Origin of the sequence: Streptomyces sp. NPDC055955, assembly GCF_042270245.1 — a bacterium.
Taxonomy (GTDB): Bacteria; Actinomycetota; Actinomycetes; order Streptomycetales; family Streptomycetaceae; genus Streptomyces.
In genome coordinates, this window is record NZ_JBHJYS010000018.1 from 126070 (window position 1) to 141745 (window position 15676).

Here is a 15676-nt window from a genome sequence, read left to right on the forward strand (position 1 = left end):
GTACCTGAGTTTCGGGCGCAGCGCGCGGTGCGGGCCTACATTGGTTTTGAGGTCACCCCCGCGAGGCCCGGAGCCCAAGATGCCGGTCACCACTGAACAAGCCCCCGCCGGTGCGACGTACGCGCACGCCGGCTTCGACGTGCTGCGCCGGCAGGACCCCGAGATCGCCGAGATCATGCTCGGCGAGGCGGTCCGGCAGGCCACGTCGCTGCAACTGATCGCCGCCGAGAACTTCACGTCGCCGGCCGTCCTCGCGGCCCTCGGCTCCCCGCTCGCCAACAAGTACGCCGAGGGCTACCCCGGCGCCCGTCACCACGGCGGCTGCGAGCTCGTCGACGTGGCGGAGCGGATCGCCGTCGACCGGGCCAGGGCGCTCTTCGGCGCCGAGCACGCCAACGTGCAGCCCCACTCCGGCTCCTCCGCGGTCCTCGCCGCGTACGCCGCCCTGCTGCGCCCCGGCGACACCGTCCTCGCGATGGGACTCCCGTACGGGGGCCACCTCACCCATGGCTCGCCCGCGAACTTCTCGGGCCGCTGGTTCGACTTCGTGCCCTACGGCGTCGACCCGGAGACCGGCCTCATCGATCACGACCAGGTCCGCGCGCTGGCCCGCGCCCACCGCCCCAAGGCGATCGTGTGCGGCTCGATCGCCTACCCCCGGCACATCGACTACGCGGCCTTCCGCGACATCGCCGACGACGTCGGGGCCTACCTCATCGCCGACGCCGCGCACCCCATCGGCCTGGTGGCCGGGGGAGCGGCGCCGAACCCCGTGCCGTACGCCGACGTCGTCTGCGCCACCACGCACAAGGTGCTGCGCGGCCCCCGCGGCGGCATGGTCCTGTGCGGGGCCGAGCTCGCCGGACGCATCGACCGGGCCGTCTTCCCGTTCACACAGGGCGGCGCCCAGATGCACACGATCGCCGCCAAGGCCGTCGCGTTCGGCGAGGCCGGGACCCCGGCCTTCGCCGCGTACACCCGGCAGGTGGTCACCAACGCGAGGGTTCTCGCGGCCGCGCTGGGCGCCGAGGGCCTCGCGATCACCACCGGCGGCACGGACACCCATCTCCTGACCGCCGACCCCACGTCGCTGGGCGCGGACGGCCCGACCGCCCGGGGGCGGCTGGCCTCGGCCGGCATGGTCCTCGACACCTGCGCGCTGCCCTTCGGCGACGGGCGCGGCCTGCGCCTCGGCACCGCCGCCGTCACCACGCAGGGCATGGGCGAGCCGGAGATGGCGCGCATCGCGGCGCTCTTCGCGGGGGTGCTGCGGGACGAGGTCGATCCGCGTACGGCGCGTGCGGAAGTGCGCGATCTCACCGGAAGATTTCCGCCGTATCCGGACTAGACAGGGGTAGGCGGGCCTGGGTGGTCCGTCACCCGTGCAACCATCATCGCTACCCGGCAGTCCTTCACCACATGCGCGCGAAGCTAGGGTGTGGGGCTGAGATGGCCAGCGATATCTGTGGGGAAGCCCGTGCGTGAATACCTGCTGACGCTCTGCATCACGGCCGCGGTGACATACCTGCTGACCGGCCCGGTGCGGAAGTTCGCGATCGTGGCCGGCGCCATGCCGGAGATCCGCGCCCGCGACGTGCACCGGGAGCCCACGCCCCGGCTCGGCGGGATCGCCATGTTCTTCGGCCTGTGCGCGGGTCTCCTCGTCGCGGACCACCTGACGAACCTCAGCCCCGTCTTCAAGATGTCGAACGAGCCGCGGGCGTTGCTCTCCGGAGCCGCTCTGATCTGGCTGATCGGCGTCCTGGACGACAAGTTCGAGATCGACGCCCTGATCAAGCTGGGCGGCCAGATGATCGCCGCCGGCGTCATGGTCATGCAGGGTCTTACGATCCTGTGGCTGCCGATCCCGGGTGTGGGAACGGTCTCACTCACGCAGTGGCAGGGCACGCTCCTCACCGTCGCCCTGGTCGTGATCAGCATCAACGCGGTCAACTTCGTGGACGGCCTCGACGGCCTCGCGTCCGGCATGGTCTGCATCGCCGCGTCGGCGTTCTTCCTGTACTCGTACCGCCTCTGGTACGGCTACGGCATCGAGGCGGCCGCCCCCGCGACGCTGTTCGCGGCGATCCTGATCGGCATGTGTCTGGGCTTCCTGCCGCACAACATGCACCCCGCCAGGATCTTCATGGGTGACTCCGGGTCGATGCTCATCGGCCTGGTCCTGTCCGCCGGCGCCATCTCCATCACCGGCCAGGTCGACCCGAGCCTGATGAAGCTGAACTTCGGCGGCACCCGTGACGCCACCCACGCGATGGTCCCGGTCTTCATCCCGCTGCTGATGCCGCTGACGATCATCGCGGTGCCGTTCGCGGACCTGGTCCTCGCGATCGTGCGCCGTACCTGGAAGGGCCAGTCACCGTTCGCGGCGGACCGCGGACACCTGCACCACCGGCTCCTGGAGATCGGCCACTCCCACAGCCGCGCGGTCCTGATCATGTACTTCTGGTCGGCGCTGCTGTCCTTCGGCGCGGTCGCCTACTCCGTGCACTCGTCGTCGATGTGGATCGTCATGGCGATCGTCGTGCTGAGTTTCGTCGGTCTCGTGCTGCTCCTGCTGCCGCGCTTCACGCCGCGCGCCCCGCGCTGGGCGGAGGCCTTCCTGCCGCCGCGCTACCGGCGCAGGCGGGCCGCGCGGGCGGCGGCTGCCCAGGCGCCCGAGACGGCGCCGTCGTACGCGGCTCAGGAGGCGGCCGGACCGGCCGAGGAGGAGACCGGGTCGGCCGGCGCCGCGCAGGCGCCCGAGGGCGCGTGCACACCGCTGCCCGCAGGGGTCAACGGGGCGACGGCCATTGGCCCTCGTTCACGCTTCCTGGATCGGCGCAAGGCGCACTCATCGCGCTGACGCGGGAGACGAAAACGCCTCATTACCAGACAAGTTGGCCGCTTTTTTGCACAGACGCGCGGATTACCTCTCACGTGTGACAGTGAGCACACTACACAGGTAAAGACCTCATCAAATAGTTTGTGATACCGTTCACGAGACCCGGGGATAGAGCCGAAGGACCGTAGTGCGACGGCCCATTGGCCCGAAGTTCCCTCTCGGCCCCGGTCTACGCTCGTCCATGACGACAACCTGCCCCCACCCAGTAAAGGGAGCTGCCGCCATGCCCTCCAACGACGCACGGATCCTCCTTCAGGCCGTTGTGCCCACAGCCATTGCCGGCGCGCTCGCCGCCGTGATCAGTGGTGTGGTCGCCGGCGGCAAGGGGGCTCTCGGTGCAGTCATCGGCACGGTGGTCGTGATCGCTTTCATGGGCCTCGGCCAGGTCGTCCTCCAGCGGACGGCAAAATCGCTTCCGCAGCTCTTCCAGGCGATGGGGCTGATGCTCTACGTCGCTCAGTTGCTGCTGCTTCTGATCTTCGTCGCCGTCTTCAAGGACACGACGCTGTTCAACCCCAAGGCCTTCGCCGCTTCACTCGTCGCCGCCACCGTCGTATGGATGGCCGCGCAGGCGCGTGCGCACATGAAGGCCAAGATTTTCTATATCGATCCCGACTCGGCGAAAGACTCCGAGAAGAGTGACAAGCCCCAGAATTCAGGGTCGTCCTCGTGAGGGGTAGGGGCGGGATAAGTGCGGGTTCGCGTTACTGCTATCGTCCGGTGCCAACTGCGGCACTGCGGGCGCGGGCATCTGAGCTGACGCCTGCTCGACTGCGAGGCTCACTGCCTGCCTGCCGCCCCCACATCCGAAACACCAGACCGGTGCCGATCCGCGGCTGCGCGCCGCAACGACACAACGAGGTTGCCGTACCTATGCGTCACGCCGAAGGAGCCCGTGGTGAGTGCTGACCAGACTGAGCTCGCCTTTGACTGGAGCTGTCGGATCCTGTCCGACAACGGCTGCGGCTTTCCGGCTCCCGGTCTGCACTCGTTCCTGTTCCAGCCGATCTTCACCGTCGGCGGGTTCGAGTTCAACAAGGTGATGCTGCTTGCCCTGTTGACGACGCTGGTCATCATGAGCCTCTTCTACGCCGCCTTCGGCCGCGCCAAGGTGGTCCCGGGGAAGCTCCAGATGATCGGTGAGGCGGGGTACGACTTCGTACGCCGCAACATCGTCTACGAGACCCTCGGCAAGAAGGAGGGCGAGAAGTACGTCCCCGTCATGGTCTCGATGTTCTTCTTCATCTGGATCATGAACGTGTGGTCCGTGATTCCGCTGGCCCAGTTCCCGGTGTCGTCGGTCATCGCGTACCCGATCGTGCTCGCCGTCATCGTCTACCTGATCTGGGTGCCGCTGACCTTCAAGCGCCACGGTTTCGTGGGCGGCTGGAAGAACATCACGGGCTACGACAACTCGCTCGGCCCGATCAAGTGGCTCGTCTCGTTCATCGAGTTCTTCTCGAACCTGCTCGTCCGGCCGTTCACGCACGCGGTGCGACTGTTCGCGAACATGTTCGCCGGTCACCTGATGCTGGTCATGTTCACCGTGGCCTCCTGGTACCTGCTGAACAGCTACATGATCCCGGCCGCGGGCGTCTCGTTCGTCATGACCGTCGTCATGATCCTCTTCGAGCTTTTCGTGCAGGCCGTCCAGGCGTACGTCTTCGTGCTCCTCGCCTGCACGTACATCCAGGGCGCGCTCGCCGAGCACCACTGAGCCAGTCCCGTCCCGTCATATTTCAGTCGTCCGGTGGCCAACCCCCACCGGTTCGTTAAAGAGAAGGAAGTAACGGCATGTCCGCGACCATCGAACTCGCCGCTGGCGTCACCGGCTCCCTCGGTTCCATCGGCTACGGTCTCGCTGCCATCGGCCCCGGCATCGGCGTCGGCATCGTCTTCGGTAACGGCACCCAGGCCCTGGCCCGTCAGCCCGAGGCTGCCGGCCTGATCCGCGCCAACCAGATCCTCGGCTTCGCCTTCTGTGAGGCGCTCGCCCTCATCGGCATCGTTATGCCGTTCGTGTTCGGTAAGTAATCACTTCTTACTGACACTTTCGACGAAAGGCACTGATGTGATCGCCAACCTGGTTGCACTCGCGGCCGAGGAGGAGCAGAACCCGCTCATCCCGCCGGGTCCCGAGCTGCTCATTGGCACGCTTGCCTTCGCCATCGTCTTCTTCTTCTTCGCCAAGAAGCTCCTCCCGCGTATCAACAAGACGCTGGAAGAGCGCCGCGAGCTGATCGAAGGCGGTATCGAGAAGGCCGAGTCGGCCCAGACCGAGGCCCAGAGCGTGCTCGAGCAGTACAAGGCTCAGCTGGCCGAGGCTCGTCACGAGGCCGCGCGTCTGCGCCAGGAGGCGCAGGAGCAGGGCGCCACGCTCATCGCCGAGATGCGCGCGGAAGGCCAGCGGCAGCGTGAGGAAATCATCGCCGCGGGCCACTCGCAGATCGAGGCCGACCGCAAGGCCGCCGCTCAGGCGCTGCGCCAGGACGTGGGCCAGCTGGCCACCACCCTGGCCGGCAAGCTGGTCGGCGAGTCCCTCGAGGACCACGCCCGGCAGTCGCGCACGATCGACCGCTTCCTCGACGACCTCGAGGAGAAGGCCGAGGCTGTTCGATGACTGCCCACGGAGCGAGCCGCGAGGCACTCGCCTCCGCACGTGAGCGTCTCGACGCGCTGACCGACAGCACCTCGGTCGACGCCCGACAGCTTGCCGGAGAGCTGGCCGCGGTCACCGCGCTGCTCGACCGCGAGGTGTCGCTGCGTCGGGTCCTTACCGACCCGGCGCAGTCCGGTGAGGCCAAGGCCGAGCTCGCGGGGCGTCTGCTGGGCGGCCAGGTCAGCGGTGCGACCGCCGACCTGGTGGCCGGCCTGGTCCGCTCCCGCTGGTCCGCCCCGCGCGACCTGGTCGACTCCGTCGAGGAGCTGGCCGGCATCGCCGAGCTGACCGCGGCGCAGAAGGCGGGCGAGCTGGACGACGTCGAGGACGAGCTGTTCCGGTTCGGCCGGATCGTCTCCTCGAGCACCGAGCTGCGCGCCGCGCTCACGGACCGTATCGCCACGGGCACGGCCAAGGGTGAGCTGCTGCGCAGCCTGCTCGGCGGTCGCGCCACGGCCACCACGGAGCGTCTCGTCGAGCGCCTTGTGACCCAGCCGCGTGGACGTAGCCTGGAAGGGGGACTCGAGTCCCTGTCCAAGCTCGCCGCGGAGCGCCGGGACCGCACGGTGGCCGTCGTCACCACGGCGGTTCCGCTGAGCGATGCGCAGAAGCAGCGCCTGGGCGCCGCCCTGGCAAAGCTCTACGGGCGTCAGATGCACCTGAACCTCGACGTGGACCCCGAGGTCCTCGGCGGGATCAACGTGCAGGTGGGCGACGAGCTCATCAACGGAAGCATCGCGGACCGCATTGAGGACGCCAGCCGCCGTATGGCCGGCTAGCCGACTCGCACAACGTAGTAGTACCTACGGCCCTAGTTGGGCCGTGCAGAGGATTCCTGGGGGCTGACCCCAGACCCCCCAAGAAAACTTCGGGCCCAACAAGGAGAGCAGGGAACCCAGATGGCGGAGCTCACGATCCGGCCGGAGGAGATCCGGGACGCGCTGGAGAACTTTGTCCAGGCGTACAAGCCGGACGCGGCCTCGCGCGAGGAGGTCGGTACGGTCACCCTTGCCGGCGACGGCATCGCGAAGGTCGAGGGCCTGCCCTCGGCCATGGCCAACGAACTGCTGAAGTTCGAGGACGGCACCCTCGGCCTCGCCCTCAACCTCGAGGAGCGCGAGATCGGTGCCATCGTGCTCGGTGAGTTCACCGGTATCGAGGAGGGCCAGCCGGTGCAGCGCACCGGTGAGGTGCTCTCCGTCGCCGTCGGCGAGGGTTACCTGGGTCGCGTCGTCGACCCGCTCGGCAACCCGATCGACGGCCTCGGCGAGATCGAGACCAGCGCGCGTCGTGCCCTTGAGCTGCAGGCCCCCACGGTCACGCAGCGCAAGTCGGTGCACGAGCCGATGGAGACCGGCTACAAGGCCGTCGACGCGATGACCCCGATCGGCCGCGGTCAGCGTCAGCTGATCATCGGCGACCGCCAGACGGGCAAGACCGCCCTGGCCGTCGACACGATCATCAACCAGCGTGACAACTGGCGCAGCGGCGACCCGAAGAAGCAGGTCCGCTGCATCTACGTCGCCGTCGGTCAGAAGGGCTCGACCATCGCCTCCGTGCGTGGCGCCCTCGAAGAGGCCGGCGCGCTGGAGTACACGACCATCGTCGCCGCCCCGGCGTCCGACCCGGCCGGCTTCAAGTACCTGGCGCCGTACACCGGTTCGGCCATCGGTCAGCAGTGGATGTACGAGGGCAAGCACGTCCTCATCGTCTTCGACGACCTCTCGAAGCAGGCCGACGCCTACCGCGCCGTGTCCCTGCTGCTCCGCCGCCCGCCGGGGCGCGAGGCCTACCCGGGTGACGTCTTCTACCTGCACTCCCGCCTCCTCGAGCGCTGCGCGAAGCTCTCGGACGAGCTGGGCTCGGGCTCGATGACCGGTCTGCCGATCGTCGAGACCAAGGCGAACGACGTGTCGGCGTTCATCCCGACCAACGTCATCTCCATCACCGACGGCCAGTGCTTCCTGGAGTCGGACCTGTTCAACGCCGGTCAGCGCCCCGCGCTGAACGTCGGTATCTCCGTCTCCCGAGTCGGTGGTTCCGCGCAGCACAAGGCGATGAAGCAGGTCTCCGGCCGCCTCCGTGTGGACCTCGCCCAGTTCCGTGAGCTCGAGGCGTTCGCCGCCTTCGGTTCCGACCTGGACGCCGCGTCGAAGGCCCAGCTGGAGCGCGGTCAGCGCATGGTGGAGCTGCTCAAGCAGCCCCAGTACCAGCCGATGGCGACCGAGGACCAGGTTGTCTCCGTCTGGGCCGGCACCACCGGCAAGATGGACGACGTCCCGGTCGCGGACATCCGGCGCTTCGAGCGCGAGCTGCTCGACTACCTGCACCGCAAGGAGCAGGGCCTGATGACCTCCATCAAGGAGGGCGGCAAGATGTCGGACGACACCCTGACCGCCACCGCCGACGCCATCGCGGACTTCAAGAAGCAGTTCGAGACCTCGGACGGGAAGCTTCTCGGCGAGGACGCTCCGGCCGCCGCCGGTAAGTGACGACGGAAGGGACCTGACTCATGGGAGCCCAGCTCCGGGTCTACAAGCGTCGCATCAAATCCGTCACCGCGACCAAGAAGATCACCAAGGCGATGGAGATGATCGCCGCCTCGCGTGTCGTCAAGGCGCAGCGCAAGGTGGCGGCCTCCACGCCGTACGCGACCGAGCTCACCCGCGCGGTCACGGCTGTCGGCACCGGTTCGAACACGAACCACCCGCTGACGACGGAGCCGGAGAAGGCGACGCGCTCCGCGGTGCTGCTCCTCACGAGCGACCGCGGTCTCGCCGGCGCCTTCAACTCGAACGCCATCAAGGCCGCGGAGAAGCTGACCGCGCGTCTCGAGGCCGAGGGCAAGGAGGTCGAGATCTACATCGTCGGCCGCCGTGGTGTCGCCCACTACAACTTCCGTGAGCGCAAGATCGCGGAGCAGTGGACGGGCTTCACCGACGAGCCCACGTACGCGGACGCCAAGAAGGTCGCGGGCCCGCTGATCGAGGCGATCGAGAAGGACTCGGCGGAGGGCGGCGTGGATGAACTCCACATCGTCTACACGGAGTTCATCTCGATGATGACGCAGTCGGCCATCGACGGCCGTCTGCTTCCGCTCAGCCTCGAAGAGGTGGCGGAGGAGTCGAAGTCCAAGGGCGGCGAGATCCTTCCGCTGTACGACTTCGAACCGTCGGCGGAGGACGTCCTCGACGCCCTGCTGCCGCGCTACGTCGAGAGCCGTATCTACAACGCGCTGCTCCAGTCGGCTGCTTCCAAGCACGCCGCCACGCGCCGCGCGATGAAGTCGGCCACCGACAACGCGGGAGACTTGATCAACTCGCTCTCCCGACTTGCCAACGCGGCCCGCCAGGCCGAAATCACCCAGGAAATCAGCGAGATCGTCGGCGGCACTGCAGCCCTGGCCGACGCGACCGCGGGGAGTGACAAGTAATGACGACCACTGTTGAGACGGCCGTTGCCACGGGCCGCGTCGCCCGGGTCATCGGCCCGGTCGTCGACGTGGAGTTCCCCGTCGACGCGATGCCGGAGATCTACAACGCCCTGCACGTCCAGGTCGACGACCCGGCCACCGAGGGCGCGAAGAAGACGCTGACCCTCGAGGTCGCCCAGCACCTGGGTGACGGCGTGGTCCGTACGGTCTCGATGCAGCCCACCGACGGCCTGGTCCGCCAGGCCCCCGTGACGGACACCGGCGCCGGCATCTCGGTGCCCGTCGGTGACCTGACCAAGGGCCGGGTGTTCAACACCCTGGGCGACGTGCTGAACGACGACGCGTCCAGCGTCGCGGAGGCCCCGCGCTGGGAGATCCACCGCAAGGCCCCGGACTTCGACCAGCTCGAGTCCAAGACCGAGATGTTCGAGACCGGCCTGAAGGTCGTCGACCTTCTCACCCCGTACGTCAAGGGTGGAAAGATCGGTCTGTTCGGTGGTGCCGGTGTCGGCAAGACCGTTCTGATCCAGGAAATGATCGTCCGTGTGGCCAAGCTGCACGACGGTGTCTCCGTCTTCGCCGGTGTCGGCGAGCGCACCCGTGAGGGCAACGACCTCATGGTCGAGATGGAGGAAGCCGGCGTTCTGGACAAGACCGCGCTGGTCTTCGGCCAGATGGACGAGCCGCCGGGCACGCGTCTTCGCGTCGCCCTGGCCGGTCTGACCATGGCGGAGTACTTCCGCGATGTGCAGAAGCAGGACGTGCTGTTCTTCATCGACAACATCTTCCGCTTCACGCAGGCCGGTTCCGAGGTCTCGACCCTGCTCGGCCGCATGCCCTCCGCGGTGGGTTACCAGCCGACCCTCGCCGACGAGATGGGTCTCCTCCAGGAGCGCATCACGTCGACCCGTGGTCACTCGATCACCTCGATGCAGGCGATCTACGTCCCCGCGGACGACCTGACCGACCCGGCCCCGGCCACCACGTTCGCCCACCTCGACGCGACGACGGTTCTCTCCCGTCCGATCTCCGAGAAGGGCATCTACCCGGCCGTGGACCCGCTGGACTCCACGTCCCGCATCCTGGACCCGCGCTACATCGCGCAGGACCACTACGACGCCGCGATGCGCGTCAAGACGATCCTGCAGAAGTACAAGGATCTCCAGGACATCATCGCGATCCTCGGTATCGACGAGCTGGGCGAGGAGGACAAGCTCGTTGTCCACCGTGCCCGTCGCGTCGAGCGCTTCCTGTCGCAGAACACCCACGCCGCCAAGCAGTTCACCGGCGTGGACGGTTCGGACGTGTCGCTCGAGGAGTCGATCACCGCGTTCAACGCGATCTGCGACGGTGAGTACGACCACTTCCCCGAGCAGGCGTTCTTCATGTGCGGTGGCATCGAGGACCTGAAGGCCAACGCCAAGGAGCTCGGCGTCTCCTGATTCTGGCTTCTCCGGAAGCACAGACTCGTGGGAGAGGGGCGGGGACTACCCGCAGGGTGCGTCCCGCCCCTCTCCGTACGCCGACTAGACTTTGACCCAACACCCGGCAGAAACCGCCGGGTGGTGACCCGAGGAGCCCACCTTGGCTGCTGAGCTGCATGTCGAGCTCGTCGCCGCGGACCGCAGTGTCTGGTCCGGCGAGGCCACCCTGGTCGTCGCGCGCACCGCGTCCGGCGACATCGGCGTCATGCCCGGTCACCAGCCGCTTCTCGGTGTGCTGGAGTCGGGCCCGGTGATGATCCGCACGAGCGACGGCGGGACGGTTGTCGCCGCTGTGCACGGCGGTTTCGTCTCGTTCGCCGACAACAAGCTGTCCCTGCTCGCCGAGATCGCCGAGCTGTCGGACGAGATCGATGTCCAGCGTGCGGAGCGGGCGCTCGAGCGCGCGAAGTCGGATGCCGACGCATCCGCCGAGCGTCGCGCGGACGTCCGACTGCGTGCGGTGGCGACGCGCTGAGCCCTGGGGGTACCTCCCAGGCCCTTTAGGCTATGGAGGAGCGCGGAGTGACATGACTCAGCCGCGGCCAGGACCGGAGAACCTCTCCGGACCGGGTCGCGGCTGAGGCGATCCTTGGTCAATTTTGCAGTTCCGTTATCGGATCCGCTGTCGGGCCCGTTATCAGATGAGGCGAGGAGGTCGGTACGAATGGTCCTCGTTCTCGTGCTGTGCGTGGTCGCGGTCGTCGTACTCGTATTGCTGGGGTTGTTCGTCTTCGGCCTGAGGCGCCGGCTGATCCAGCGCTCCGGGGGCACCTTCGACTGCTCCCTGCGGTGGGACGTGCCCGAGGGGGGCGACGCCTCCGGCAAGGGCTGGAGCTACGGCGTGGCCCGCTACAACGGCGACCGGATCGAGTGGTTCCGGGTCTTCTCCTACGCGATCAGGCCCCGCCGCACTCTGGAGCGCTCGGCGATCGAGGTGACGGGGCGGCGCGCGCCTGAGGGCGAGGAGGAGCTGGCCCTGCTCTCGGACGCGATCGTCCTCGGGTGCTCGCACCGCGGCTCGCGTCTCGAGCTGGCGATGAGCGAGGACGCACTGACCGGCTTCCTGGCATGGCTGGAGGCGGCTCCCCCGGGACAGAGGGTGAACGTCGCGTAGTGGAGCTCCTTGGGGGAGGGTGAACGTCGCGTAGCGGCGTTCGGGGTCCCGCTGGTCGGGGGTCACCCCTGGTGCGGAGCCCGGTTGGTGGAGGGTGCATGCGGCCTGAGGTTGTGCATGGAGAAGCCGGGTGAACAGGGGGCGGCCCCGTTCACCCGGCTTCCGTCATGTGCGGCCCGGTGCTGCTACTTCAGGCCGCCGTCGATGGCGGTCACCAGCTCGCCGTTGGTGGTGTCACCGCTGAACTCCCAGAAGAAGGCTCCGCCGAGGTTCTGGCTCTTGGCCCAGGCCATCTTGGAGTTGATGGTCGCGGGGGTGTCGTAGGACCACCAGTCGCTGCCGCAGTACGCGTAGGCCGTGCCGGCGACGGTGCCGTTGGCGGGGCACTTGGTCTTGAGGACCTTGTAGTCCTCGATGCCCTGCTCGTAGGTGCCTGCGGCGGGGCCGGTCGCGGTCCCGCCCGGTTCCTTCTGTGTGACGCCGGTCCAGCCGCGGCCGTAGAAGCCGATGCCGAGCAGGAGCTTGCCCGACGGGACGCCCTGGGCCTTCAACTTGGCAATGGCGTCGGCGGAGTCGAAGCCCTGCTGCGGGATGCCGGTGTACGAGGTGAGCGGGGAGTGCGGGGCTGTCGGACCCTGGGCGTTGAACGCGCCGAAGAAGTCGTAGGTCATGACGTTGTACCAGTCGAAGGACTGGGACGCGCCCGCGTAGTCGTTCTTCTCGATCTTGCCGCCGGTGGACGCGTCGGCCGTGATCGCCGCCGTCACCAGGTTGTTGGAGCCGAACTTGGCGCGCAGCGCGGACGCCAGCTTCTTCAGGGCGTCCTGGCCCGAGGTGTCGCAGGACAGGCCACAGGCGTTGGGGTACTCCCAGTCGATGTCGATGCCGTCGAAGACGTCGGCCCAGCGCGGGTCCTCGACCAGCTTGTAGCAGGAGTCGGCGAACGCGGCCGGGTTCTGCGCGGCCTGGCCGAAGCCGCCGGACCAGGTCCAGCCGCCGAACGACCAGAGAATCTTCAGGTTCGGGTGCTTGGCCTTGAGCTGGCGCAGCTGGTTGAACGCGCCGCGCAGCGGCTGGTCCCAGGTGTCGGCGACGCCCGAGACGGAGTTGGCGGCCGTGTACGCCATGTCCGTGTCGGCGTACGAGTCGCCCATCGTGCACTGGCCGTTCTGCACGTTGCCGAAGGCGTAGTTGATGTGGGTGACCTTCGCGGCGGACCCTGAGGTCTCCAGGTTCTTGGGGAAGTACTGGCGTCCGTAGACGCCCCAGTCGGTGAAGTACCCCAGCTTGACCTTGCCGCCGGGGCCCGGGTCGGTGCCGCCGCCGGTCGTGTGCACCTTGACCGAGCCGGAGGCGGGGCCGGTCTGGTCGGCGGTGTCACGGGCCTGGACGGTGTACGAGTAGTCCGTGCCGGCGGCGAGACCGGTGTCGGAGTACGAAGTCCCGGTCACCGTCGCGACCTTGGCGCCGTCGCGCAGGACGTCGTAGTTCTTGATGCCCTTGTCGTCGGTGGCCGCGGTCCAGGCGAGCTTGACCGAGGTGTCGGTGACGGAGGAGGCGGTGGGGGTGCCGGGCGCGGAGGGGGCCGCGTCGCCGGGGACGTCACCGCCGTCGCAGGAGGCGCCGTTGAGCTTGCAGCCGGAGGGGGCGCCGGGGCCCGAGCCGTTGAACCCGAAGGAGACCGAGGCGCCGGGGGCGAGCGAGCCGTTCCAGGAGACGTTCTTGGCGGTCCAGTGGTCGGCGGAGTTGGTGACCGTGGCGTCCCAGGCGGAAGTCACCTTGGTGCCGGAGGGGAAGTCCCACTCGACGGTCCATGAACTGAGGGCCGTGGTACCGGTGTTCTTGACGGTCCACTTGCCTTCGAAGCCGGTGCCCCAGTCCTGGGTCTTCACGTAGGTCGCGGTGGCGGTGCTCGCGGCGGCGGCCGCGTGGGAGGGGGTGGCGAGGCCGACGAGGGCGGCGGCCGGGAGCAGCAGGGTGGTGAGGCCTGCCACGGCTCTCTGTCTGAGTCTCAAGCGCAAGGGGTGCTCCTCGGGTGATATCCGGGGGACATGACGGGGGTAAAACCCTGCGCCGCCCGTGAGCGTCGCCGTGCTGGTCATGTGCATGGCTGAGCTCACCGCAGTGCCGTGAGAATAGAAAGGTCTGGACCAGCGGTCAAGGTCTAAACCAATTACAGGAATTGACCTCTCACCGTCCCAACTCCTGTGCCAGAACGGCCGCTTGCACCCTGCTGCGCAGCTCCAGCTTCCCGAGCAACCTGCTGACGTGCGTCTTCACCGTCGCCTCCGCCATCCCCAGACGCGTCGCGATCTCCGCGTTCGACAACCCGTCACCGAGGCAGGAAAGCACCTCCCGCTCCCGGCGCGTGAGGGTGTCGAGCCCCGCGGGCGCGGGCCCCGGCTCCGGGCGCACGGGCTTTGCCGCGAACTCGGCGATGAGCTTGCGGGTCACCGCCGGAGCGATCAGCCCCTCACCCCGCGCGACCGTGCGGACCCCCTCGATCAGGTCCTTCGCCTCGGTGTTCTTCAGCAGGAACCCGCCGGCGCCCGCGCGCAGCGCCCCGAACACGTACGCGTCGAGGTCGAACGTCGTCAGGACGAGCACGTCCGCGAGCCCCTCGGAGACCACCTGACGGGTCGCCGAGACGCCGTCCAGGCGCGGCATCTGGATGTCCATGAGGACGAGATCCGGCCGAAGTGCGCGCGCCATCGCCACCGCCTGCTCGCCGTCCGCCGCCTCCCCGACGACCTCGATGTCGGGGGCGCTGCCCAGGATCAGGACCAGCCCCGCCCGTACGGCGGACTGGTCCTCGGCGACAAGGACCCGGATCGTCGTGGTCATTCGCTCACTCCTTCGTCGGCCGGGTCGACGGGCAGCTCGGCCCTGACCTGCCAGATCTTCCCGTCGGGCCCGCTCCCGGGACCCGCCTCGAACGTGCCGCGCAGCAGAGCGGTGCGCTCGCGCATCCCAATGAGCCCGGCGCCGGAGCCGGGTGCGCGCGGGCCGTCCAGATCCCCGTACGGGCTGGTCACCCGCACGGTCAGGGCCCCGTCGGTGCGGTGGACGGCCACGGAGACGGTGCCGTGCGACCCGTGCTTGAGCGCGTTCGTGAGGGATTCCTGCACGATGCGGTACGTGGCGAGCTCGATCGGCGCGGGCAGGCCGCCGACGCCTTCGCCGACGCTGAGCGCGACGTCGAGGCCGTTGGTGCGGGACTGCTCGACGAGGGATCCGAGGCCGTCCAGTGTGGGCGCGGCGACGGGCTCGCCCCGGCAGTCACCGCTGTCGTCCCGCAGGATGCCGATGAGGCGCCGCATCTCGGCGAGGCCCGCCACGCTGTTCTCGCGGATGACGGTCAGCGCCTGCCGCGTGGTCCGTGCGTCGTCGAGCGAGATCGCGGCCGTGGAGTGGATGGCGATCGCCGACAAATGGTTGGCGACCATGTCGTGCAGCTCGCGGGCCATCCGTGCCCGCTCGGCGACGACCGCCTGCGTGCGGTCCATCTCCGCGAGCAGCGCGGTCTGTTCGGCGCGCAGCCGCGCGGACTCGGCGGCCTCCCGATGGTTGCGTACGAGGACGCCGGTGGCCGCGGGCGCGAACGACACGAGCCCGGTCACGACCCCGATCAAAAGCGCCTCCGGCCTGCGGAACCAGGCCAGGAACCCCAGGGCCGCCGCGATGGTGATCAGCGCCGTGGTCACCGGGATGCGGCGGGCGGCGGCCGGGGTGCCGTACAGGACGGCCGCGTAGACGAGGTCGGTGAACATCAGCGTCGTCGCGAGACTGCCGGGCGTGAACTGGTCCGCGATCAGGACGAGGGTGCCGAGGACCAGGGCGGCTTGAGGCGCGGTCCTGCGCAGCAGTTCCAGGCCCGCCATCGCGCACAGCGGCACCAGCAGCCAGGCGCCGCCGAGGGCCCGCCAGCCCTGGCTGTTGGTCAGGCCGAGCGCCCACAGCAGGAGACCGCCGAGCAGGCCGACCGCCGCGATGCGGACGTCGTCGCGGTGCGGACGGGACAGGGGCAGGGGCATGCACCCATTGAATACGGCCGGACGAGGCGGCGCCTGCGCCCGGCGGGCGG

15 protein-coding genes are annotated in these 15676 nt (G+C 68.6%); 12 read left to right on the forward strand and 3 right to left on the reverse strand.

The features are described 5' to 3' along the window. Positions 1 to 79: 79 nt before the first annotated feature. The 12 genes from glyA to ACFC96_RS31205 all read left to right on the forward strand — a co-directional run bounded on the left by glyA (position 80) and on the right by ACFC96_RS31205 (position 11592). Positions 80 to 1348 (forward strand): serine hydroxymethyltransferase, encoded by a 1269-nt coding sequence (glyA, locus tag ACFC96_RS31150; protein WP_376258183.1) that lies wholly within the window; start codon positions 80 to 82, stop codon positions 1346 to 1348. A 129-nt stretch (positions 1349 to 1477) separates the two neighbouring features. Continuing rightward, positions 1478 to 2863, forward strand: coding sequence for an MraY family glycosyltransferase (locus tag ACFC96_RS31155; protein WP_376258185.1), 1386 nt, complete (start codon positions 1478 to 1480; stop codon positions 2861 to 2863). Between the two features lie 262 nt (positions 2864 to 3125). Continuing rightward, a complete protein-coding gene (locus ACFC96_RS31160) occupies positions 3126 to 3575 on the forward strand; it encodes a hypothetical protein (RefSeq protein WP_376258187.1) in 450 nt (149 codons plus the stop codon). A 273-nt stretch (positions 3576 to 3848) separates the two neighbouring features. Beyond that, positions 3849 to 4619: a F0F1 ATP synthase subunit A gene (gene atpB / locus ACFC96_RS31165; protein ID WP_266676634.1), complete on the forward strand. Its 771-nt coding sequence runs from the start codon at positions 3849 to 3851 to the stop codon at positions 4617 to 4619. A 77-nt stretch (positions 4620 to 4696) separates the two neighbouring features. Beyond that, positions 4697 to 4936: an ATP synthase F0 subunit C gene (gene atpE / locus ACFC96_RS31170; RefSeq protein ID WP_326774080.1), complete on the forward strand. Its 240-nt coding sequence runs from the start codon at positions 4697 to 4699 to the stop codon at positions 4934 to 4936. Between the two features lie 37 nt (positions 4937 to 4973). Next, a complete protein-coding gene (locus tag ACFC96_RS31175) occupies positions 4974 to 5522 on the forward strand; it encodes a F0F1 ATP synthase subunit B (protein ID WP_266674194.1) in 549 nt (182 codons plus the stop codon). After that, on the forward strand, positions 5519 to 6340 hold the full coding sequence (locus ACFC96_RS31180; protein ID WP_376258190.1) for a F0F1 ATP synthase subunit delta: 822 nt from the start codon (positions 5519 to 5521) through the stop codon (positions 6338 to 6340). The genes ACFC96_RS31175 and ACFC96_RS31180 overlap by 4 nt, the downstream gene beginning before the upstream one ends. A 120-nt stretch (positions 6341 to 6460) precedes the next feature. Then, positions 6461 to 8053 (forward strand): F0F1 ATP synthase subunit alpha, encoded by a 1593-nt coding sequence (atpA, locus tag ACFC96_RS31185; protein ID WP_376258192.1) that lies wholly within the window; start codon positions 6461 to 6463, stop codon positions 8051 to 8053. A gap of 20 nt (positions 8054 to 8073) precedes the next feature. Continuing rightward, the gene (locus ACFC96_RS31190; RefSeq protein WP_376258194.1) at positions 8074 to 8994 is read left to right on the forward strand and encodes a F0F1 ATP synthase subunit gamma; all 921 of its coding nucleotides are present in this window, start codon (positions 8074 to 8076) and stop codon (positions 8992 to 8994) included. Then, the gene (gene atpD, locus ACFC96_RS31195; RefSeq protein WP_376258195.1) at positions 8994 to 10436 is read left to right on the forward strand and encodes a F0F1 ATP synthase subunit beta; all 1443 of its coding nucleotides are present in this window, start codon (positions 8994 to 8996) and stop codon (positions 10434 to 10436) included. The genes ACFC96_RS31190 and atpD overlap by 1 nt, the downstream gene beginning before the upstream one ends. A gap of 142 nt (positions 10437 to 10578) precedes the next feature. Further along, entirely contained in the window at positions 10579 to 10953 is a 375-nt protein-coding gene (locus ACFC96_RS31200) for a F0F1 ATP synthase subunit epsilon (RefSeq protein ID WP_116509861.1), read from the forward strand. A gap of 189 nt (positions 10954 to 11142) precedes the next feature. After that, positions 11143 to 11592 carry a DUF2550 domain-containing protein gene (locus ACFC96_RS31205; RefSeq protein WP_376258197.1) on the forward strand — a complete coding sequence of 150 codons (450 nt, stop codon included), beginning with the start codon at positions 11143 to 11145 and terminating at the stop codon, positions 11590 to 11592. A gap of 185 nt (positions 11593 to 11777) precedes the next feature. Here the strand turns inward: ACFC96_RS31205 and ACFC96_RS31210 are convergent, their stop codons facing one another. The 3 genes from ACFC96_RS31210 to ACFC96_RS31220 form a co-directional block, all read right to left on the reverse strand. Next, the gene (locus tag ACFC96_RS31210) at positions 11778 to 13607 is read right to left on the reverse strand and encodes a glycosyl hydrolase family 18 protein (RefSeq protein WP_376258199.1); all 1830 of its coding nucleotides are present in this window, start codon (positions 13605 to 13607) and stop codon (positions 11778 to 11780) included. A 175-nt stretch (positions 13608 to 13782) separates the two neighbouring features. After that, complete coding sequence (locus tag ACFC96_RS31215; RefSeq protein ID WP_376258201.1) at positions 13783 to 14436, reverse strand: response regulator; 654 nt, start codon at positions 14434 to 14436, stop codon at positions 13783 to 13785. Continuing rightward, positions 14433 to 15626, reverse strand: coding sequence for a sensor histidine kinase (locus ACFC96_RS31220; protein WP_376615246.1), 1194 nt, complete (start codon positions 15624 to 15626; stop codon positions 14433 to 14435). The genes ACFC96_RS31215 and ACFC96_RS31220 overlap by 4 nt, the downstream gene beginning before the upstream one ends. Between the last annotated feature and the right edge of the window lie 50 nt (positions 15627 to 15676).